Origin of the sequence: Chryseobacterium sp. Tr-659 (assembly GCF_011752975.1) — a bacterium.
In the GTDB taxonomy this organism is placed as follows: Bacteria; Bacteroidota; Bacteroidia; order Flavobacteriales; family Weeksellaceae; genus Chryseobacterium.
Genome location: NZ_VWWP01000005.1, coordinates 223,234 through 246,334, shown reverse-complemented (window position 1 = coordinate 246,334; position 23,101 = coordinate 223,234). Strand labels below are relative to the sequence as shown.

18 protein-coding genes are annotated in these 23,101 nt (G+C 36.2%); 13 read left to right on the top strand and 5 right to left on the bottom strand.

From position 1 onward, the window contains the following. Positions 1-80: 80 nt before the first annotated feature. Positions 81-500, bottom strand: coding sequence for an acyl-CoA thioesterase (locus F3J23_RS13240; protein ID WP_167029909.1), 420 nt, complete (start codon positions 498-500; stop codon positions 81-83). 136 nt (positions 501-636) lie between these two features. On the opposite strand from F3J23_RS13240, the gene dnaA reads away from it, so the two are divergent. The 5 genes from dnaA (at position 637) to F3J23_RS13215 (ending at position 6,005) form a co-directional block, all read left to right on the top strand. Then, positions 637-2,091, top strand: a complete 1,455-nt coding sequence (gene dnaA, locus F3J23_RS13235; protein WP_002980474.1) for a chromosomal replication initiator protein DnaA — start codon at positions 637-639, stop codon at positions 2,089-2,091. A gap of 99 nt (positions 2,092-2,190) precedes the next feature. Next, positions 2,191-2,640, top strand: a complete 450-nt coding sequence (locus tag F3J23_RS13230; protein ID WP_167029644.1) for a low molecular weight protein-tyrosine-phosphatase — start codon at positions 2,191-2,193, stop codon at positions 2,638-2,640. A 5-nt stretch (positions 2,641-2,645) separates the two neighbouring features. After that, complete coding sequence (locus F3J23_RS13225) at positions 2,646-3,146, top strand: nuclear transport factor 2 family protein (protein ID WP_167029641.1); 501 nt, start codon at positions 2,646-2,648, stop codon at positions 3,144-3,146. Positions 3,147-3,150: 4 nt separating this feature from the next. Further along, positions 3,151-3,849 carry an SAM-dependent methyltransferase gene (locus F3J23_RS13220; RefSeq protein ID WP_167029638.1) on the top strand — a complete coding sequence of 233 codons (699 nt, stop codon included), beginning with the start codon at positions 3,151-3,153 and terminating at the stop codon, positions 3,847-3,849. Between the two features lie 353 nt (positions 3,850-4,202). Then, positions 4,203-6,005, top strand: a complete 1,803-nt coding sequence (locus F3J23_RS13215) for a lytic polysaccharide monooxygenase (RefSeq protein ID WP_167029635.1) — start codon at positions 4,203-4,205, stop codon at positions 6,003-6,005. 307 nt (positions 6,006-6,312) lie between these two features. On the opposite strand, the gene F3J23_RS13210 is transcribed toward F3J23_RS13215, so the two are convergent. Next, the gene (locus tag F3J23_RS13210) at positions 6,313-6,846 is read right to left on the bottom strand and encodes a TlpA family protein disulfide reductase (protein ID WP_167029631.1); all 534 of its coding nucleotides are present in this window, start codon (positions 6,844-6,846) and stop codon (positions 6,313-6,315) included. A gap of 260 nt (positions 6,847-7,106) precedes the next feature. Between F3J23_RS13210 and F3J23_RS13205 the strand changes: the two genes are divergently transcribed. After that, the gene (locus tag F3J23_RS13205) at positions 7,107-8,174 is read left to right on the top strand and encodes a DUF2891 domain-containing protein (RefSeq protein ID WP_167029628.1); all 1,068 of its coding nucleotides are present in this window, start codon (positions 7,107-7,109) and stop codon (positions 8,172-8,174) included. Here F3J23_RS13205 and F3J23_RS13200 read toward each other — a convergent pair. Next, on the bottom strand, positions 8,171-8,644 hold the full coding sequence (locus tag F3J23_RS13200) for a DUF962 domain-containing protein (protein ID WP_167029625.1): 474 nt from the start codon (positions 8,642-8,644) through the stop codon (positions 8,171-8,173). The two genes, F3J23_RS13205 and F3J23_RS13200, sit on opposite strands and share 4 nt — an antisense overlap. Positions 8,645-8,717: 73 nt before the next feature. On the opposite strand from F3J23_RS13200, the gene F3J23_RS13195 reads away from it, so the two are divergent. The 6 genes from F3J23_RS13195 to F3J23_RS13170 all read left to right on the top strand — a co-directional run bounded on the left by F3J23_RS13195 (position 8,718) and on the right by F3J23_RS13170 (position 16,959). Next, a complete protein-coding gene (locus tag F3J23_RS13195) occupies positions 8,718-9,563 on the top strand; it encodes a helix-turn-helix domain-containing protein (RefSeq protein ID WP_167029622.1) in 846 nt (281 codons plus the stop codon). Between the two features lie 89 nt (positions 9,564-9,652). Next, on the top strand, positions 9,653-10,963 hold the full coding sequence (locus F3J23_RS13190) for a TolC family protein (RefSeq protein WP_167029619.1): 1,311 nt from the start codon (positions 9,653-9,655) through the stop codon (positions 10,961-10,963). Between the two features lie 24 nt (positions 10,964-10,987). Next, the gene (locus tag F3J23_RS13185; protein WP_167029616.1) at positions 10,988-12,100 is read left to right on the top strand and encodes an HlyD family secretion protein; all 1,113 of its coding nucleotides are present in this window, start codon (positions 10,988-10,990) and stop codon (positions 12,098-12,100) included. Positions 12,101-12,159: 59 nt separating this feature from the next. Beyond that, positions 12,160-13,752: an MFS transporter gene (locus F3J23_RS13180; RefSeq protein ID WP_167029614.1), complete on the top strand. Its 1,593-nt coding sequence runs from the start codon at positions 12,160-12,162 to the stop codon at positions 13,750-13,752. 168 nt (positions 13,753-13,920) lie between these two features. Next, a complete protein-coding gene (locus F3J23_RS13175; RefSeq protein ID WP_167029611.1) occupies positions 13,921-16,131 on the top strand; it encodes a TonB-dependent receptor in 2,211 nt (736 codons plus the stop codon). Positions 16,132-16,254: 123 nt separating this feature from the next. Beyond that, positions 16,255-16,959, top strand: a complete 705-nt coding sequence (locus tag F3J23_RS13170) for a class I SAM-dependent methyltransferase (RefSeq protein ID WP_167029608.1) — start codon at positions 16,255-16,257, stop codon at positions 16,957-16,959. Between the two features lie 204 nt (positions 16,960-17,163). Here the strand turns inward: F3J23_RS13170 and F3J23_RS13165 are convergent, their stop codons facing one another. After that, the gene (locus F3J23_RS13165) at positions 17,164-17,826 is read right to left on the bottom strand and encodes a hypothetical protein (RefSeq protein ID WP_167029605.1); all 663 of its coding nucleotides are present in this window, start codon (positions 17,824-17,826) and stop codon (positions 17,164-17,166) included. 165 nt (positions 17,827-17,991) lie between these two features. Next, the gene (gene metG / locus F3J23_RS13160) at positions 17,992-20,031 is read right to left on the bottom strand and encodes a methionine--tRNA ligase (protein ID WP_167029602.1); all 2,040 of its coding nucleotides are present in this window, start codon (positions 20,029-20,031) and stop codon (positions 17,992-17,994) included. Positions 20,032-20,364: 333 nt separating this feature from the next. Between metG and F3J23_RS13155 the strand changes: the two genes are divergently transcribed. Next, positions 20,365-23,100, top strand: a complete 2,736-nt coding sequence (locus F3J23_RS13155) for a SusC/RagA family TonB-linked outer membrane protein (protein WP_167029599.1) — start codon at positions 20,365-20,367, stop codon at positions 23,098-23,100. Position 23,101 lies beyond the last annotated feature (1 nt).

Genomic DNA, 23,101 nt, shown 5'->3' with positions numbered 1-23,101 from the left:
GGTGCGAATTAATTCATTAAAATAGAACGCTAAAGTTCAATATCTATGGTTCCTTATTTTATTTCCGGATATCAATTTGATCATTCGCTGGAACCCGCCCAATTTTTTTCAATCATTTCCATAAGAAAATCCGGACATTTGATTACCTTGTTCGTTTTTGCATCCAGAAAGAAAAGAGTAGTAGAAGCTTCTGTTATTTTAATATGCTCTTCATTGTAAATTTCATATTCAAATTCAATTCTTACTCCGGGAATTTTTTTTACATATGTATGAATTTCTAATTTCTGATCATACAAAGCAGGGCGAATATACTTAATTTTGTAGTCCGAAACAGGCAGCCAAATTCCTTGGTTTTCAATTTCATCGTAGGAAATTCCTATGCTTCTGAAGAGTTCAACTCTGCCTACTTCGAAGTACATTGCATAGTTGCCGTAGTATACATATTTCATAGGGTCTGTCTCTGCGTAACGTACTCGTATTGAGTGTGTTGTGTGTATCATTTTAGCGGTTAAATTATACATACAAATATATTTTTAAATAATCAATAGCTGCAATATTTTTTTTTAAAAAGAAAAAATTGGACCTTTGTCTTCCTTCTAAAAACAGTACAAACAAAGAATAATCGGGGCATAAAAAATGGATGACAACTTAATGATGATATGGCAGAAATGCCTTCAGTTTATGCGTGATAACCTGAACGCAGCTGAGGACAATTCTGACCTCAAAAAACTTGAAAAATCTTTCGATATGTTATTTGATAAGGTACAGCCGCTTTCATTAGTAGCGAACAACCTTACACTTATCGTACCGAGTGATTTTTACAAGGAATATATTGAGGACAATTACCTGTCCCTGCTTTCTGCTGCCCTGAAGAAAAATATAGGTAAAGGTGTGAAATTATGGTATTCTGTTATGGAAAACAGACCAAAAGGTGAAGAAAAACCGGTTACCATGAACATCAAGGGACAAAGCGTTCCTACTCCTAAAACACAGGAAACAATGCCACAAGGATTTTCAGCTAATATCGTAAACCCTTTTGTGGTTCCTGGAATAAGAAAAGTAAACATAGATTCTAACCTGAAACCTGACTATTCTTTCGATAGTTATGTAGAAGGAGAAAGTAATAAATTTGCTGCAACCGTAGCGCGATCTATTGCAAAAAGACCTGGAGCAACAGCATTTAACCCATTGTTCTTATATGGAGGATATGGCGTTGGAAAAACACACTTAGGTCAGGCGGTTGGTCTGGAAGTAAAAAATCAATTTCCGGATAAAGTTGTTCTTTATCTGTCTTCCGAGAAATTTATCCAGCAGTTTATTTCTGCTGCTAAAGCTCATAAACAGACAGAATTTGCGAATTTCTATCAAATGGTAGATGTACTGATTATAGACGATATTCAGTTCTTGTCAGGAAAATCTGCTACTCAGGATAGTTTCTTCCATATTTTCGACCACCTGCATCAGAACGGAAAACAGATTATCCTTACTTCAGATAAAGCTCCGGCAGATATTATGGATATTCAGGATAGAATTGTATCCCGTTTCAAATGGGGGCTTTCTGCAGAAATCAAATCTCCTGATTTATCTACAAGAAGACAGATCATCGAAGATAAATTAAGCAGAGACGGAATCGTTCTTCCGGGAGATATGCTTGACTTCCTTGCTGCTGAAGCAAAAACCAATGTAAGAGAACTGATAGGTGTTATCAACTCCGTGATCGCTTATTCTACAGTATACAAGAGAGACTTAAGTCTTGAGCTGTTAAAAGAGACTATCAACAGAATTGCTGCTAACCAGAAAAAAGTGATCAACATTCCTTATATTCAAGAGGTAGTTTGTGATTATTTTGGAATTAAAAAAGAGCAGCTTTTATCCAAGACAAGAAAAAGAGAAATTGCGTTGCCAAGACAGCTTGCGATGTACTTCTCCAAAGAATTTACCAATTCTACATTTACTAAAATTGGTGAGGAAATGGGAGGAAAAGATCATTCTACAGTAATGTACGCTTGTGATACGATCAAAGATGTATCCAAAATTGATAAAGAAATCAAAAAGTACGTTAAAGATCTTACAGAAAGAATCAAACAATAATCATTGTTGAACAGAAAATAATTTAAAATGAAGAATAGTTGTATTCTTCATTTTTTATTTAGTTTTGCTGGAGGAGTATCCATTTTAAATAATTAGCATATGAAAATATTAATGGTCTGCCTGGGAAATATCTGTAGAAGTCCTTTAGCAGAAGGGATTATGAAAACGAAAGTGCCGGAAGGTTTTATCGTAGATTCTGCCGGAACCATTTCATTGCACGAAGGGGAGCATCCGGATAAAAGAGCTGTTAAAACAGCAGCTAATCACAATATAGATATTTCTAAACAAAGATCGAGACCAATCACAAGAGCTGATTTTGAAACTTTTGATAAGATCTACTGTATGGATATTGATGTACTTGAAGATGTTGTTTCTAAAACCAAAAGTGAAAAAGAACGTCAGAAAGTATCATTATTCTTAGAAACATTGGGAGATCACAAAAATGCTGAGGTTCCGGACCCATATTGGGGCGGCATGAAAGATTTTGAAAATGTTTTCCAGCTTTTGGATAAAGGATGCGACGCTATCAGAAACCAAGTATTAAAATAATAATTATGAAAAAGCTGTTTTTACTGCTTTTATTAAGCATTAGTTTTTCCTTTGCCCAAACCAAAGATGAAACAGAAATTCGTAAAGTAATGGATGACTTCATGGGGTGTATCAAATCCAGAGATGAAGCCAAGTATCTTACACTGTTCCAGGAACCGGTGCTCTGGACCGGTATTTATAAAGACAGAACACAGGCCAAACGCCTGGAGAAAAATCCTAAAGCGGATTACTACTTTGCAGATGATTATAAAGCTTTTATCAAAAGTTTTAAAGATGATAAATCTGAAGAAAAATTTGACAATATTAAGATTGTGGAAGATGGGGCAATAGCTTCTGCTAATTTCGATTATAGCTTTTGGTATGACGGTAAAATGGAAAACTGGGGAAAGGAGATCTGGACATTAATGAAGATCAACGGAACTTGGAAAATCACTTCCGTAACCTTTTCTATGGATTTGACAAAATACTTCCCACAACCTACATTAAACGAAAGAACTAAAAAATAATACAATGCTTTTTTTACTCCCTGCTTACTTATCAGAAAATACTTCTATTAGCCACTTTTCACCCGTTTTGAAAGATTATATCATGCAGACGGATTATTTCTTTGTGGAAAATGAAAAGACCGCAAGAAAAGTTGTTAAATTCTTTGCTCCGGAAAAGAAGCAGGCTGATCTGAAATTATTCTTATTGGATAAATACACGGAAAATGCTGATGTCAAAGAAGCTCAGGAGCTTATGTTGAAAGGACAGGATTTCGGATTGCTGTCTGAAGCCGGTTTACCCTGCATTGCTGATCCTGGAAATCTGATTGTAAAATGGTGTCATGAAAAAAATATAAGAGTTATCCCTATTTCAGGGCCGTCATCCATTATCCTTGCTTTGATTTCCAGTGGATTTAATGGGCAGGAATTTACTTTTCATGGATATCTTCCGATTGATAAAGGAGAGAAAAAGAAACAGATAATGAATCTGGAAGCACTCGTTCAAAAAACAGGATATTCCCAGATTTTTATGGAGACTCCGTACAGGAATAATCAGCTTTTCGAAGATTTGTGTAAATTTCTATCACCTCATACAAAATTGTGTATTGCGGCTAATATTAATGATCCGGAACATGAGTTCATTAAAACAAAGTCAATAAAAGACTGGCAGAAACAAAAGCCGGAACTTCATAAAATCCCTGCCGTTTTCGTACTGGGGAAATAGTTTATATTAAAACAGATAAAGCCGGTGAGGCAAAGAAAGTGATCATAAAGAATAAAGTGAGTCTTTATTTTTTTAATTATTTATAAAATATGATCATATTATTTCTTTTCCTCATCGGTTTGTTGCATTTTTTACACAAGAACTAGTCTCAATTGATTAAAATTTCCCTATTTAGTGATAAAAAATATTCTATTTAAATGTTTAAATGAAATATATTATTAATGTTTAATTTATATTATGTTTTAAAATATTAATCAATTTTATGTAATCATATTTAAATTATATTAAAAATTGTATAGTTTTCTGTATTTTTTTAAATTTAGATACACCGAATCAACTTTAAATATTATAATATGATTAAACGTAAAACTTTTTTTCCGGTATTGCTTCTTATAGCTATACTGGCAACTTCTTTAATTAATTTATCTGCTCATGGATATGTTGTGAGCCCCGCTTCAAGGGGATATCAGGGGAGTCTGGATAAAGCCAGCCTTGGTTATACAGCAGCGTTTGGAGTATATGGTTCCGTTATTAATGAACCCGGCTCTCTGGAAGCACCAAAAGGGTTTCCTGCATTCGGACCGGCAGATGGCAAAATTGCTTCAGCTAACGGAAGTATTGGAGGGAGCACTACCCTGGATATTCAAACTGCCGACCGTTGGAAGAAAACCAATATTACAGCTGGAATGAATACCTTTATTTGGAAATATTCCGCATATCATGCTACAGCAAAATGGCATTATTATATGACGAAACCAGGTTGGAATCCGAACAAGCCTCTTGAACGCCAGGATCTCGAACTAATAGGAGAAATTACTCATAACGGAACACCACCACAGGATAATGTTCCTCATTATATTACCGTTCCCAATAACCGCTCTGGTTACCATGTAATTTTAGCAGTCTGGGATGTGGCAGATACTGGAAATGCATTCTATAATGTTATTGATGTAAATGTGACAGCAGGAACCGGAACTCAGAATCCGCCGGCGACACCTACAGGATTAACCCAGATAGGATTAACCAGTTCTTCTGCCAAGATCAGTTGGACACAGCAAACTGATGCAGTATCCTATACGGTTTTTCGTAACGGGCAAAGTGTACAGCAAGTAAATGTAGCACAGTTTGAAGATCAGGGATTATCTGCCAATACAACTTATACTTATGAGATACAGGCAAAAAGCGCTTCAGGATTGATTTCGGCAAAAAGTGCTCCCCTCACTGTAAAAACAAATAATGAAGGCGTCCCCGAAAAGCCTTCTGCACCTTCTAACCTCCATTCAATGGGAATAACAGAAAATTCGGTTTCTTTAATGTGGGGGGCTTCAACTCATACGCAAGGTATTAAAAATTATCAGGTGTTTGAAAACGGAATTAAAGTAGGAGAGACTACTCAGACCAATTATTTACGTGCAGGCTTATCTCAGGATACGGAATATCGATATATTGTAAAAGCTGTTGCAATGAATGATCAGGTTTCTGATGCAAGTAATGAATTAAAGATCAGAACGAAGAAAGTAACGTCAGGTAATGGCCAGATCTATTGTGGAGCAGAACAATATAATCCTTCTATTGCTTATCCTACGGCTGGTGCAAAAGTATTCTATTTATGCAGGATCTGGAAAAATAAATGGTATGCGAATCCTGGAGAATTACCGGGGACCAATATGGTCTGGGAAGAAATAAGTTTCTGCAATGAAGGTCCTGATTGTAGTTCCAATGCTCCTGTTACCTACTGCGGATCACAGCTGTATAATCCGGCAAAGGCTTATTCTGCTGCTGGTACAAAAGTTTTTTATGCGTGCAAAATCTGGGAAAACAAATGGTATGCTAATCCTGGGGAAGTACCGGGAAGCAACCCTGTCTGGAAAGCGGTAAGTGATTGTAATGAAGGCCCGGGTTGTACGGCCGGACTGGCAAATAAAGAAGGAAACCTTTCAGTAATTGTATCAGATAATACAATCAGCTTCTCACCGGAAAGCTACTATGATAAGGTATGCAGAGTAGATGTAATGAATCCTGCCGGACTTCAAATGGTTTCTGTAATGAATCCTGCAAAGAATGGTATTAATATCAGCTATTTGCAGCCTGGAATTTATTTTGTGAAAATTCACCATAAAGATGGAAGCAGTATCATGAAAACCATCAGAAAATAAGCTTATTAAAATGAAGAATAAAATAAAACCACTTTGTCATTAAAGTGGTTTTATGATGTAAGTAATGTTCTTCGGACCATCTTTTTTTCTTTGTATCTATTGCTGCTTTATTATTTAATTTTTTCAATACAATATTTAACAGCTCTTAACATCTCTATTGCATCATTCTTGTTTTTTTTGATGTAGATTCAAAGGATTGTAAAATATAATTGAATTGTTGATAATGCAAAAAAATCCGGGCATCTCTGATGCCCGGATTTTTTAACCCTTTCAGATAGAATAAAATACTCAAGAGATTGAATTAAATTTATTTTAATAGTAAAGCCTTAAGCTCGTTTTCATTCATATCATCGAATGATCCTGTCTTCGTATACTGTATGTTTTGTGATTGATCTAAAATAAAAGTGGTGGGGAAAGCTCCAATTTTTGATTTTAAGTTTTCTGTACTTCTTACAAAAATAAAATTATAGCCTTCTTTGTCATTGAACGCTTTTATAACTTCTGGCTTTTCATCAGATATCATAATGAAAACGTAATCATTTTTTACCAGATTATAAGTGTCTTGTAAGAGAGGCATTTCTTTTCTGCAAGGGGCACACCAGGTTCCCCAAATATTGATTAGAACTTTCTTATTGGGGAATTGAGCGATATTAAATGGTTTTCCGTCAAGGTATTCCAGCTTTAAATTTAAGTCTTTGAAACTTTTACTTTTAGTTACCTTTTCATTTTGCTGAAGATTTTTTTTGGTTACATAATATAAATAACCCAGAAATGAAAATGATAGTATAGCTCCTAAAATAAGGCCGAAAATCAAGCCTTTTTTGAAAAAAATCCTGTTCATTATCTAAGCATTTATCGTTAAGAAACCAATTAAATAAGCAATTGTTAAAATCAGGACCATGCTTAGTATAAGTCCGGTGAGAAAGCCAGCTGTGGCCAGCAGGTAATTTTTAATATTCATCATCGTATTTTTTACAAATTTATATTTTTTATGTATAATATGTTGATTGTTTGATAGATATTCTCTATGCGATTTTAAGTCATATTTATGATTCTATTTAATTCTATGATAAGATTCAAATAATTTTATATTTTTAGCAAATGAAAAAAAATATTTTAGCATTTATCTTTTTACCGTTTTTAAGTTACGCACAGCAAACTCCTAAACTTACAGACGAAATGGCAATCAAATTATCAGAGAAACCACTTCATTGTATCAATCAGGAATATCCTAATAAAACAGCGCATATCATCAATAACGCAGGAGAGGTTCCTTTAACTCCTAAAGACCTTCATCCCGCTTTTTATGGGTGTTTTGACTGGCATAGCTCTGTTCACGGGCATTGGATGCTGACCAGACTTTTAAAAACAAAACCGAATCTGGTTAATGCAAAAGAAATTGAAAAGATTCTTGATGACTCGTTTCAAAAAGAGAAACTTCAGACTGAGGCAGATTATTTTACAAAATATCAATTAACAGGAACTTTTGAGAGAACCTATGGCTGGGCATGGATCTTAAAATTAGACGAAGAACTGACGAACTGGGATCATCCGAAAGCTAAAATATGGCATCAGAATTTAAAACCTCTGACCGACCAGATTCTAAAATCCTGGAAAACGTACCTTCCGAAACAAACCTATCCTAACAGAACAGGGGTTCACCCGAATACCGCATTTGCAATGGCTTTTGCAATCGACTGGGCAAGAGCGAATAAAGACAAAGAATTTGAAAATCAGCTGATAGAAAAAGCAAAATATTTTTTCCTGAAAGATCAGAAAACACCGGCCTATCTCGAACCGGACGGCTCCGATTTCTTTTCTCCAAGTCTTGAGATTGCAGACCTTATGCGCAGAGTTCTTCCACAGAAAGAATATGTACTATGGCTGAATAGTTTCTATGAAAAAAGAAGCCTTGAAAATATTGAACAAATTCCTGTCGTAAGTGATCTGAGTGATTATCAAACCGTTCATCTGGTGGGATTATCCTTTTCAAAAGCCTGGTGTATGAAAGGAATTTCAAAAGCACTTCCTGCTAACCATCCGCTGAAAAAAGAATTTCAGAAAACAGCTGATATATTTTTAGCGAACGGCTTACCTTTACTGTTCCAGGGAAATTACGGAGGAGACCATTGGCTGGCAAGCTTTGCAGTGTATGCGCTGGAAGATTAATACCTGATTCCTGTTTTCTTTAAGATAAAACTTAAAAGCCAGATCGGACCTATCAAAAGAAACTGAAGATCTTTAAGGAACGACGGCTTTTTTCCTTCTATTTTGTGCCCGATAAACTGGAAAATCCAGGTTACCACAAAGACTGTAAGGTATATGATCCAGGATTGTTTACCCCGGCTGATATTGGTAAGATAAATGAAATGCTCCATCAGAAGCATTACAACAATCATAATTATACCTATCAAAAGAGAAAGTCTTATATAGAATAAAGTAATAAGTATAATGACAATAAGGCTTACGATACTAATGCATCCGAAATAGGAAGCACAGAAATGAGGAGAGGGAATCAGGGACGTAAAACCAAGAATAGTCCAGAAAATCAGAGGTACACAAATCCAGTGGATGAACTTGTTGATAGCATTCCTGTGGCTTTTACTGTATTCGGCAAATAAGAGATCAACCTTTCTCATAGGTGAGGGAATTGGATTAATGCTAAAATAATAAAATTTTGTAATCACTGGTAAGATTGCTTACATTTGTGTTATGTCTGCCCTAGAAAAGTTCGGAGTTGAAATATTTACACAACGTAATATTTTCGAGAGAATTGCTGTCGATAAGCCTTTTCGTCCCGATAATCCTGCATTTCTCTTTATTAAATCAGGAACTATAAAGCTCAGACAGCATTTTAATGATCTGGAACTTTCTGCTAATATGTTTATGGTAACCGATCCGCAGACGATTTATGAAGTCGTATCTGTGAGTGAAGGCTTTCAGTCGAGGATGGTTTCCTATAAAAGAGAATTTATTGCCGCTTTATCATTAAAATTCAACCGGCTGATCACTTACCGCTATTTCAGACAGCAGATGAATAAAGGAGTTCCTTTTCCGGAAAGTGAAATGGAAGTAGTGTGGCAGAGTGTAAATTTTCTGAAATATATTCTGGATTCAGAAACTGAAATGTTGTATAAGAAAGAAATGGTAGAGCATCTCTTCTCTGTTTTTTGTTACCAGATGGCAGGAATTATTTCCAAAGAAGATAATAACTCTATGAATCAGATGTCCAGACAGGAAGAAATTGTTTTTGTTTTTCTTACCGATCTTGCCGAACATCACCTTACAGAAAGATCTGTGGAGTTCTATGCTGAACGGCAGTCGATTACAACCAGACATCTTTCTTCTGTGGTGAAGGATGTTACCGGGAAGACAGCGAGCCACATTATTGCATTGATTGTTATTAATGAAGCGAAAGTACTTTTAAACTCCTCTCAAAAACCTGTTTCGGAGATCTCTTCAATTCTGGGATTTAGTGATCAGTATTCATTTTCTCATTTTTTTAAAAAACATATTGAGGTAAGTCCGAGACAATATAGACACCAGTTCGAAAATTAAAATCCTACATTTGAACATCTTTTTCCAAAAATCAAACATTTGATTGATTTTGTTGTACACCTAACTTTGCATCTGTAAAACAAGGTAAAATGACAAAGAAAATAAAAACAGCACTATCAGTTCTGATAGCAGCTTTTCCTGCGCTGTTTTTTTCGCAACAGATTAAACAGATGACTGCGGGAGAGGTAGCTGAGCTGGCTGTTCGGAATCATCAGCAGCTAAAGGTTTCTGCCCAGAATATTGATATTGCAAAGCAGGGGACAAATGTTGCAAAACTTCAGAAACTGCCCACTATTACAGCTTCTACAAGCCAATTCTATTTAGGGGATGCAGTAGCAATTGATAAAGATTTTTCAAACTCAACTAAAGTTCCGATGCCGCATTACGGAAGTTCGTATGCAGTACAGGCTACCCAACTGATCTTTAAGGGAGGATTGGTGAATAAGTCTATTGAAATGGCAGGGCTCCGTGAACAGCTTTCCGAACTTGATCTTGAAAAGAATAAACAGGATGTAAAATTTCTGGTGATTTCAAATTATCTGGATGTTTATAAGATCATAAACCAGGAAGAAGTGTTTCAAAACAATAAAAAACTGGCTCAGGAACGTCTTAAAAATATTCAGAAGTTCTATCAGCAGGGAATGGTAACCAGAAATGAAGTGATCAGGGGAGAACTGGCCATTAAAAATCTGGATCAGGGAATTCTGACACTCGTCAATAATAAAAAGATTCTTAATTACAACTTAAATATTGCTTTAGGTTTATCATCTGACACTGAAATTGTTCCTACTGAAAGCTTAGACAATAAAGAAGTAGGAATAGGAATGGAGTATTATGCCAATCTTGCCCACGAAAGTAATCCGCTCCTTAAATCTGCAATGAAAAATATAGATGTTGCAGATAAGAATATTGAAATTATAAAAACCGATAATATGCCTACGGTAGCCGGATTTGGAGGATATACCCTGCAAAGACCGATTACCACGAGAAATCCTGTTCTGGATATGTATTCAGGAGGGTGGCAGACAGGTGTTTCTCTTAGTTATAATATAGACAATCTTTATAAAACAAAAGAAAAAGTAAAATTAGGTGAACTGCAAAAGTCTCAGGCAAATGATGCGATGACTTTGGTACAGCAAAATGTGGATATGGGCGTTAATGCAGCCTATACAAAATACCAGGAAGCTATTCAGCAGGCAGATATTCTTAATGATTCTAAAAGACTGGCAGAAGAAAATTACAAGATTACGGAAGCCAAATATCTGAACCAATTGGCTGTGCAGGCAGAAATGATTGATGCACAGAACCAGAAGCTGCAGGCGGAACTGGATTATGCGAATGCAGAGATCAATGTTTTGTATCAATATTACAATCTTTTGAAATCTACGGGAACATTATAATTTTTAAAACTGAAAATCAACACAATGGAAAACAAGGGACAAACCATTCAAAATACAACAACAACTCCCGCAGCATCGGGGGCAGATAATAACAAGAAAAAAAATAAAACCAATAAAATCAGAGCGATTATTTCTAATATCATCGTTTTTATAGTGATTGGTTTCGGATTATTCTGGCTGATAAGTGAATATTTCCATATCGGGAACAAAACCTATACGGAAGCAGCGCAGGTAGAAGAATTTATCAATCCAATCAATACCAGAGTTTCAGCTTACATCAAGGATATTAAATTTATTGAGCACCAAAGGGTAAAAAAAGGAGATACACTGGTTATTTTGGATGAAAGAGAAATCTTAACTCAATTGGGACAGGCAGAAGCTGCTTATCAGAATGCAATGGCTCAGAAAACAGCAACAAGCTCTTCTGTGAATACGGTTTCCAATAACATTAATGTAATGCAGTCTAATATTGCAGGGGCAAAAGCCAGATTATGGAATGCCGAACAGAACTTAAACCGATACAAAAACCTTCTGGCAGCTGAAGCCGTTACCAGACAACAATATGATCAGGTAAAAACAGAATATGATGCTCAGAAAGCGGCTTATGAAACGCTGGTTAATCAAAAACAATCAGCAAATCTATCCACTACCGAGGTAAAAAGCAGATTGGGAATTAATGATGCAGAAATTAAAAGAACAAAATCTGCATTGGATATGGCCAGAATCAACCTTTCATACACTGTGATCACGGCTCCTTACGATGGCGTGATGGGAAGGAGAACAATTTCTGAAGGACAGCTGATCCAGCCGGGACAACAAGTGGCAACAATTGTGCTGAACGGCCAAAAATGGGTAACTGCCAACTTTCTGGAGAGCCAGATGCCGAATATTAAAGTAGGAGATAAGATCGCAATGACTGCCGATGCTTTAGGCGGAAAGAAATTTGAAGGAATTGTAACTGCGGTTTCTGCTGCTACAGGATCAAGGTACTCAAGCGTACCTACAGATAATTCTACCGGAAACTTTATCAAAGTACAACAACGAATTCCCGTACGAATTGAATTTACCAATTCCAATAAAAAGGAGGATCTGGATAAACTGAGCGCCGGAATGAATATGAATATTAATAAAGACTAAAAGATGTAAGATATCAGATTCTAGACATCACGTTTCTGAAATCTATTACCTAAAAAATCATGTACAATAAAGGATTATATAACGACTGGGTACTCAAACCTATACAGCTTTTGCTGATTGTGTTGCTGCTTGCAGTAGTAATGCCTATCGGTGGAGTGTATACAGGGAATATCAGTTATCTGGTGAGTGGTACCGGAGCAATGACGGAATATTTCATGTGGGCGAATTATGCCACAACGATTGGAATGGGCGCCTGTATGCCTATTGTACTCAGAATGAAAATGAGGTTCAAAGTAAGAGATAAAATGGTCTTTTTGCTGGTGCTCTTAGGTCTGTTAAGCTATGTGAATGCCACTACTTTACAACCGATGGTTTTCGTATTTACCTCGCTGATAATCGGGTTTATGAAAATGATGGTAACCATTGAACTGTTTCTTCCCTTGATGATGATGATCGGAAACCGCGGAATGTTCTATGGCGTGTTTTATACATTTGTTCTTGTAATGAACCAAGTGGCGGTTTATTATTCAGCTCAATTTGCACTTCTTTATAACTGGCAGCAGTTTTATATTCTGACCTCTGTATTGTGCTTTACATTAGCACTCATCCACTGGATTTTCATGCATAATAAATACTTCGCTCTAAAAGTGCCTTTGCACTATATCGACTGGCTGAGCATACTGCTTTTTATTTCTGCATTTATGTTTTCCGCGTACGTCTATTCTTTTGGAAGACAGCAGGATTGGCTGAATTCGAAAAATATTATCAGTGCAAGTATTGCAGCTTTTATAAGTTTCGGATTATTAACAGTCCGCCAGCTTACTTTAAAAAGGCCTTATCTCTCGTTTAAAATTTTTAAAAAAAATAATGTGCTGCACGGTCTTTTCATGTTATTCTGGTTAGGAATGTTTTTAGGAACGGCAACGCTTCAGAGTACTTTTGCAGTAGGGGTTTTAGGATATGACCAGATCACCAACGCACGGCTGAGTATGCTGATGGTACCGGGAATTATTGTAGCCGGAACTATAGCTGTTTTCTGGTTTAAAAAAGAAAAACCGTTGAAAATGTACATTTTTTCGGGCTTCTCTGCGATGATGGGATATGCTTTGATCATGTATTTTTCTATGGTACTGGAATTCAATTATGAAAACTGGTATCTGCCTATGTTTTTAAAAGGTTACGGAATGTGCTCGTTGTTTATTTCAGTCTGGTTTTATACATTGGATAAACTTGAAATGGATGATATGCTTGCCGCTATCGGATTAGTATTAGTATGGAGAACGTTCCTGGCTGTAGGAATCTTTTCAGCTTTGTATTCATGGTTTCAGTATCATTTTCAGGTGATTGCAATAGGAGATCTTGCCGTTTATATGGACGGAATGAATTTTTCTCCTCAGAATGCAGCTGCAAATATGAAAGCGGTTCAGTTAAATGCCGTCATCATTGCCACCAAAAAGATCTTCGGATATATTATTCTGGTTGGTTTTGGAGTGCTGTTCTATGTGCTTACCCATCATTTCGGGGCCAAAAGATTTCAGTATCTGAGATTTATAAGAGTTCTTGGTGGAAAATCGGTCATTGCAAGAAGGAGGCTTCACGAAAGAAAAAAATTATTGGAAGAAATAAAAGATGCTGCAGGTCCTGCAGGATAAGAAATACCTTGTTTTTCACCAGTGAGATCCCGGCTTTTATAGTTTCGGGATCTTACGTTTATAAATACTTTTTTACATGAAGGGTTATGAAAAATTTCATGTTTACTTATTTTTATTTAGAAATAATAAAAATTAACTTTGCGGGATTATAAAACTTTGATCAGAAGAATGAAAAAGCAATATGCATTCATAGGTCTTTTAACTTCGGGAATGATGTTTTCCCAGACAGTGAAAGATTCTATCACCTCGAAAGGTATTGAAGATGTGGTAATTGTAGCTTCCAGAAAACCTACTAAGATCTCTGAAATTCCGGGCACGGTTTGGGTAGTACAGAAAGAAAAGATTCAGGAACAGGCAAAAAGTGGAGTTCCCATCAAAGAAATGCTTTCTATCCTTATTCCAAGTATGGATATCGGCCCGCAGGGAAGAACCAATTACGGACAAAACATGAGAGGGCGTTCTGCCCTGGTGATGATTGACGGGGTTTCTCTGAACAGTATCCGTGCCATCAGCCGACAGTTGGATGCTATTGATCCGTTTAATATTGAAAGAATTGAAGTACTTTCCGGAGCCAGTTCTATCTATGGAGGAAATGCAACCGGAGGTATTATTAATATCATTACAAAAACCCCTTCTAAAAAAGGAATCAGCGGAGAAACAGAACTGGGTGTACGTACAGGTTTTATGGGAAAAGATGACCATGATTTCCGTGCTGCACAGGCTATTGCCGCAAAAGGAGAAAAGTTCTTCGGAAGATTGGGTGTTGCCTATCAGCAGAATGGTGGTGTTTATGGAGCAGACCAGAAACAGCTTTTTACAGATATTACACAGACTGACCTTCAGTATAACCAGTCGATAGACATTTTGGCAACGGGGGGATATCAATTTAATAATAAACATAAAGTAACAGCCTCAATTCAGTATTATAACTCCAAATTCAATGGAGACCGAAGTTTGTTTTTGGGTGAAAATCTAAGTGCTTTCACTAAGAAAAATGCTTCCTTACTGGAAATGAGAGACGGATTTTCATCCGATAAAAATGTAGGAACAGAACGTTATATGGCAACGGTTGCCTATACCGGAAACGGAATTCTGGGCGGCCAGGATCTGTATGTACAGCTGGCTACACGTGGTGAAAAATTAGGATTTTATCCTTTCCCCGGAAATGTTACCCTGCAGACAGGAAAGATCGCTTATATGTCCTCTTCACAACAGGATACTTATTATTCCGGGATTAAAGCTTTATTGTCAAAATCATGGAGAGGGCTGAATGTTACATACGGAGCAGATATTGATTTTGAGAAATTCGAAGGAACTCAATCCGTTTATAATATTGCGAAAACAATGTCAAGCGGAGGGCTCGTAAACGAAACACAATACAGTTTGGGCAGATATCCTACCAACCACTCACAAAGTTATGCAGGATATGTTCAGGCCAAATATAATATCTTACCAAAATTACAGATCAATGCCGGAGTTCGTTATCAGCACATCAATGTAAAAATGGATGATTTCGTTGGTTCAGAACAGCAGACACAGGTAGCAATGGGATACGGAAGCTCTGCAGCTGCAATTCCCGGAGGCGAAAGTTCTTATAATGTTACCCTGGCCAATGCCGGATTATTGTATAAAATCAATGAACAGCATCAGGTTTGGGGAACCTTTTCTCAAGGGGCTAGTCTGGCAGATCCGTCAAAATTTTACGGGATCGGACAGTATAAGTTCAACGGTGCAGGCTGGGATGTAATCTCAAGTATCAACGTAAAAGATCAGCCTTTACAGGCAATCAAAACTAACCAGTTTGAAGTAGGATACCGCGTCAATAAAGGAGGTTTAAGAGCTCAGATTGCGGGATTCTTAAGTAATTCGGATAAAACGGTTACAGTAGATAAAAAGACATTCCAGATCCTTGTCAACGATCTGAAATTAAGAAATATGGGAATTGAAGCTGAGGTTTCCTATGCTTTAAGCAATGGTGTTTATTTCGGGGCAAGCGGACTTTTGATCAAATCTGAAGTAGACAATAAAGGCGAGTGGCAGAAACAGGAAATTTACAATGCTTCTCCTTCAAAATTGGTAACTTATATCGGGTATAATATCAAAAACTGGTCATTCAGATTCCAGTCTTTACAGAATTTCAAGCAGAAAGACGAACTTAATAATGTAGTGGAAGGATACAATACTTCGGATCTGATGATGGGGTATAGGTTCAATTGGGGAAGATTCAATCTGGGAATCCAGAATATATTCAATACAGATTATCAGACGATCTGGAGCAAGCGTTCTCAGGTTTTATATTCTACGTACGGACTTCCGGAATTGTTTAACTATAAAGGAAGAGGAAGAACATTCAATCTGTCATATACTTTTGAGTTTTAGTCACCAATAGTCAATGCTGTTTAGAAAGTGAATGCTTACTCTGATGCCAGAAAGCAAAACAATAAACGTTACGCTTTGAATTTTGAATCCTGAAGCAGTATCTTTGCATTTTTGAAAACGATTATGAAAGATTTAATGGGCAGAGCAATCTGGGATTATTATCACAATGAAAATCCTGAAGATCTGCAGACCGAAACATCAATTTCTGAGCTGGATGAACTTCCTGTGGGATATTTATTCAGAGATTTTGAAGAGATGAATGCTATTGAGCAGAAGGCACTTCAGTTATCCGAAGGGAAGGTTCTTGATGTGGGAGCTGGAGCGGGTTCTCATGCTTTGTACCTTCAGAATGAAAGAAATCTGGATGTTTTAGCATTGGATATCTCTCCGAAGTCTGTTGAAGTCTGTAAGCTGAGAGGGATTAAAAAAGCAGTTTGTGAGAATATGCTTGATGTTTCGGGAGAAACTTTCGATACCATTTTGTTATTGATGAACGGTACGGGAATTTTCGAAAAGCTTGCTAAAATTGATACTTATCTTCAGAAGCTGTTAACTTTATTGAATGATAAGGGGCAGGTTCTGATCGACAGCACAGATATTCTTTATATGTTTGACCGTGATAAGGATGGCGGAGTCTATATTCCTGCCGGAGGATATTATGGTGAACTCGGGTATGTTGTTCATTATAAAGGAGAGTCTGAGGAACCCATTACCTGGCTGTATCTTGATTTCAATACGCTGAAAAATGCAGCCGAAAATAACGGTTTCAAAATAGAAAGAGTTTTGAAAGATGAAGATTCTTATCTGGCGAAACTCACTAAAAAATAATTCATTGTGAGCTAAAGGCGGAGCAATTTCATAAGTAAAATACATTGCCATTCTGTAACAGGGATGGCAATTTTTATGTTGTAGTTCTTTCTAGCCCCGATAGTAACGGTTACCCCACAGCGGGCCGGAGGACTTTTAGGCTTCATTGAGGATCGCAGTTGGCGCGAGGAGTAAAAGTGGATAGCGGGAATAAGCTCCAATAATTTATCTGAATAAATGGATCGCCCTTGCTATCGGATAATATGAAAACCATTTCAAATCATAAAAATACATCATAGCAGCGGTTATGATACATAAAATAGCAGGCAGAATATAGGGAGCAGCACGATAAGGAAGCTTTTTGGGTACGGCTAAAACCGAGATTACAAGCAGTCCCAGAGCTCCAACAGCAATAACTCCCATTTCGGGACTGTATCTGGAGTGGTTATTGAAATCAAAATAAGAGAGCAGGACGTATCTTTGTACAAAGAAAAAGATACTGCCAAATGCTAAGGTAAGAATAGCTGCGAAATACTTTTTTAGCTTGATGAGGTTCAGGAAAAGTAAAATACAGCCGGGAATGACACTAAAAAATACACTGCAGACCAAAATAGTCATTCTTGAATAGAGCCTTATGGCAGTTGGATCTTCCGTAATATGATCTTTCCAATATTCAACTTCTTCCTGATTTTTAGCTTCTTCTGTTTCTTTTTTATGCTGAATTAACTGCTGGACAGCTGTTTTCTCCTGCTCTGTGAATACACGCCCTCTTTCTTCCAGAATTTCAAAAGCCGCCTGCACAGCCTCCGGAACAAATCGGTTGCCTTCTTTTAAATAATTTTCCAGTTCAGAATCTGAGAGTTTTCTTAATACGTTTTTGTTAACCATAAATAATGGAAGCAAATATAAAATAAAAAGTAGATCACATAGTAAAATATCAATAGAAATAGGCTTTAGCCCATTTATTTTTTGCCATTTTTACTTTACTGCCATCTACAAAAAAAGACTATTCACACGTGAATAGCCTTTTTATTTTATTCGAAAATACGGTTGTTATCCGATCTCAATACCGTTTTCAACATTGCTGTCGTCCGGTGTTACGAAAGATAATTTTCCGTCTGGTTTTGTCGTTAACAATAGCATTCCCTGAGATTCAATTCCTCTGATCTTTCTTGGAGCAAGGTTTAATAAGATCATTACCTGCTTTCCGATCACTTCTTCAGGAGTAAAACTCTCTGCAATTCCTGAAACAACAGTTCTTACATCTACTCCTGTATCCACTGTAAGTTTCAATAATTTATCTGCTTTTTCTACTTTTTCAGCTTCTGTAATGGTAGCAGTTCTAAGATCTATTTTAGTAAAGTCATCAAATGTGATCTCTTCTTTCATAGGGTTTGCGTTAGGGTTTGTTTTTTTATTGTTTTGTTTTGTGTCTTCCAGTTTCTGGATTTGAGCTTCAATGACATCATCTGAAATTTGAGAGAATAAAATTGGAGCGTTAGCCATTATTGAATGGCCAGCTTCAATTAATACTTTTGAATTCTCAACTTCAGACCATGTTTTTTGTTCTACATTAAAAATTTCATATAATTTTTGTGCAGTAAAAGGTAAAAATGGTTCAGCTAGATTTGCTAATGCCACGGAAATTTGAGCTCCAATAAATAATGTATTTTTGGTTTTCTCAATGTCATTTTTAACCGTTTTCCAAGGCTCTTCATTTTGTAAGTATTGATTCCCAAATCTTGCAAGATTCATAAATGCTGTTAAGGCATTTCTGAATTCATAATTTTCAAGAGAGTTTCTAATTTCTATAGCCCTTTTGCTAATTTCTTCTAATTCTGGTGCATTTACATCTCCTTCGGGAACTTTTCCTTCAAAGTTTTTATTAATTAATACTGCAACACGATTAATAAAGTTACCGAAAATATTAGCTAGTTCAGAATTATTTTTAGTCTGGAAATCCTTCCATGTAAAGTTATTATCTTTAGTTTCCGGAGCAGATGAAAGAAGTGCATATCTTAAAACATCCTGTTGCCCAGGGAAATCTTCTACATATTCATGAGCCCACACTGCCCAGTTTCTTGAAGTTGAGATTTTATCGTTCTCAAGGTTCAGGAATTCAAAAGCAGGAACATTTTTAGGCATAATATAATCTCCGTGAGCTTTCATCATCGATGGGAAAATAATACAGTGGAATACAATATTATCCTTTCCGATAAAGTGTACCAGATCACTGTCTTCGCTTTGCCAGTAATCTTTCCAGTTTTTTCCGTTTTTCTCAGCCCATTCTTTAGTGAAAGAAATATATCCGATAGGGGCATCAAACCAAACATAAAGTACTTTTCCTTCAGCATCAGGAAGAGGTACCGGAACCCCCCAGTTCAGGTCTCTGGTCATGGCACGCGGTTTTAGTCCGTCATTTAACCATGATTTAACCTGTCCGTAAACATTAGGCTTCCAGTCATCTTTATGACCTTCAATAATCCATTCATTTAAGAAGTCTTCATATTCATTTAATGGCAGATACCAGTTTTTTGTTTCTTTAAGAATAGGAACATTTCCGCTCAGCATAGATTTCGGATTGATCAGTTCCGAAGGGGAAAGGGTAGAACCGCATTTTTCGCACTGATCTCCATAAGCATTTTCGTTGCCGCAATTCGGGCAGGTACCTACAATATATCGGTCTGCAAGGAATTCTCCGGCCTGCTCATCAAAATACTGCTCAGACATTTCTTCAGTGAATTTCCCTTTTTCATATAAAACCTTGAAGAAATCCTGGCTGGTTTCATAATGATTTTTAGAAGTTGTTCTTGAATATTCATCAAATGAAATTCCCAGATCAGAAAAAGATTTTTTAATGATCTCGTGATATTTGTCAACGATATCCTGAGGAGTAACTCCTTCTTTCTTAGCTCTTATGGTAATAGGAATCCCATGCTCATCCGAACCACAGATAAACGCTACATCTTTTCCTAATCTTCTCTGAAATCTTGCGTAAACATCCGCAGGAATATAAACACCTGCCAAATGCCCTATATGAACCGGACCGTTTGCATAAGGCAAAGCTGCCGTAATCATCTTTCTGTTTGACATTTATAGTAAAGTTTTGACTACAAAGATAAGGATTATCTCTTGAATACCGCTATTTGTGGAGTTATTATGATTAACAGGCGATTTTCAGGGACTGAATATGAAATAAAGTTAAACAAATGTTTAACTTTATGTTAAATACAGCCTATGTATTATGTCAAGCATAGGATCGTTTAATTTATTGAAATTTAGAATTTTAATTATTTTAAGTTTCGTAATATACATAATTTTAACTTAAATTATATTAAAATTATAATAATTCTAATTTTTTTTTAAATTGCAAGACTGGCTTCAGGCCAGAATAAGACTGAAAAACGAAACTATAAAAATAAGATTGTGAAGAATTTTACAACGGTATTAAAAATAGCGCCTGCTTTTTTACTGGCAAGTACAGTAATGCACGCGCAGACTAAGGACTCTATTCCTCAGGAAAAGAAAATTGAGGAAGTGGTTTTGATCGGGTATGGGAAGCAGAAGAAAACAGATCTTACGGGATCAATTTCTTCAATAAGTTCCAAAGACTTTAACGGAGGAGCTGCAACTGCTGATCAATTGATTGTAGGGAAGACTCCGGGGGTTCAGATTACAGGAAATAGTGGTGCTCCGGGTTCCGGTTCCACGATAAGAGTGAGAGGAGGATCTTCTTTTATTAATAATGATCCTTTAATTGTAATTGATGGAGTTCCTATTGATTTTAATAGTTTAAGTGGTGCTACCAATCCATTATCATTGATTAACCCAAATGATATTGAAACTTTTGATATCTTAAAAGATGCCTCTTCTGCAGCTATCTATGGTAACAGAGCTTCAAACGGGGTTATTTTGATTACTACGAAAAAAGGAACAACGGGTAAGTTTAAAGTTAATTTCAATACAAACTTTTCTGTTTCTACTAAAATGGGAAATGTAGATGTTTTGAATGGGGATCAGTTTAGGACTTTTGTAAACACCTTTGGAACGGCCTTACAGAAAACGTATCTGGGTAATGCTAACACAAATTGGCAGGACAAGATTTATCAGCAGGCATGGGGAACCGATAATAATGTTTCTTTTTCCGGAGGGATCAAAAAATTACCGTATCGGGTATCTATAGGGTATAATGAACAAAACGGGATTGTAAGAACCAATGAGTTTAAAAGAACATCTTTAGGTTTAAACTTTTCTCCGAAGTTTTTTGATAATCATTTAACAGTTAACGGTAATTTCAAAGGAACTTTTTCTGAAAACAGATTCCCTGACAAAGGTGCAATTGGTGCTGCTATTTACTTTGATCCTACCCAGCCTGTATTTTCCGGAAATTCAAATTATGGAGGATATTATGAATGGCTGGATCCTCAGAACCTTGCTACCGGGTTAAACGTAAATGGAACTAGAAACCCTTTAGGTTTGTTATACAGCAAAAGAGATTTATCCTCTGTTTTCAGAATTATACCTAGCTTACAATTAGATTATAAATTTCATTTTTTACCTGATTTAAGATTGAATATAACAGGATCTTATGATTACGCTAAAAGTGATGGTTCTGTAAATGTTTCAAAAGATTATGCTCAGGGAATTGGAACCTTAGGATCTTACCGTTCATATTCTCAGGAAATTAAAAGTAAATTATTTGAATCATACCTGAATTATATAAAGAAAATAGAAGCGATTAATACGAATGTTGATATTATTGCCGGATATTCTTATCAGGATACACGTTCAATAACTCCTGAAGCTCCTACCTATTATGGTAACCAGAAGACAGATTTTTCAACACCGGGAGATACAAGAAGAACTTTATTATCCTTTTATGCCAGAGGTATCTTCACAATTGCCAATAAATATGTAATTAACGGATCAATAAGAAGAGATGGTTCTTCCACATTCTGGAATGGAGCTGATAAACATAACTTGTGGGGTAATTTCCCAGCGGTATCAGTTGCATGGAAAATCAGTGAAGAAAGTTTTCTGAAAGATATCAAAAGTATTAATTCATTGAAGTTAAGAGCAGGTTGGGGGAAAACAGGACAACAGGAAACAGGTAATTTTTATCCTGCTTTCGGTTCTTATTCTTATAGTAACAGCAGTACGGCACAATATCAGCTTGGGAATAACTTTTATACTTTGCTTCGTCCGGATGTATATAACCCGAATTTGGTATGGGAAACAACGACAACTAAAAACTTAGGACTGGATTTTGAAATTCTTAACAGCAGAATCAGTGGATCCATAGATTATTTTGACAAAAAATCGGAAAATCTTATTGCTAAAGTTCCTACCTGGGCAGGAGATTTGAGTAATTTTAATATTAAAAATGTTGGAGTAATTGCAAACAAAGGTTTTGAAGCTAATTTGAATATCATACCGATCAAGAAGGATAACCTTACATGGGATGTTAATTTTAATGCTACTAAATTTAATCCTAAAGTTGAAAGCCTTTCTCAATATGTAGATTCTGCATATAAAATTCCTGCAGGAAGTATTTCCGGAGTGAATAACTATATACAGGCAATTACTGTAGGGCAGCCATTGAATGCATTCTATGTTTATCAGCAAGTGTATGATAGTAATGGAAGGCCTCTTGATGGGGTGTATGTTGATAGAAATAAAGATGGTAAAATAACAGAAGATGACAAATATTTCTATAAATCTCCAACACCTGATGTTATTCTGGGATTTTCTACAAAAGTAAGATATAAGAATTGGGAATTTGGAACGGCACTTAGAGCCGTTTTGGGTAATTATGTCTATAATAACTCTGCTTCCAACAGTTCAATCGCAAATATTCAGGCTAATAATTTCTTAAGTAATACCAATACAAGTGTATTAACTACACAATTCGCTACAACTCAGTTGTTTTCAGATATGTTTATAGAAGATGCATCATTCTTAAGAATGGATAACCTTACGGTTGGTTATAATGCGGGTGAATTTATGGGTAAAGGAACTAACTTGAGAATAAATGCCATGGCTCAGAATGTATTTGTGATTACTAAATATAAAGGTGTAGATCCGGAAGTTTTTGGAGGAATTGATAATGGATTCTATCAAAGACCTAAAGTTTATTCACTTGGTTTTAACTTTCAATTTTAAT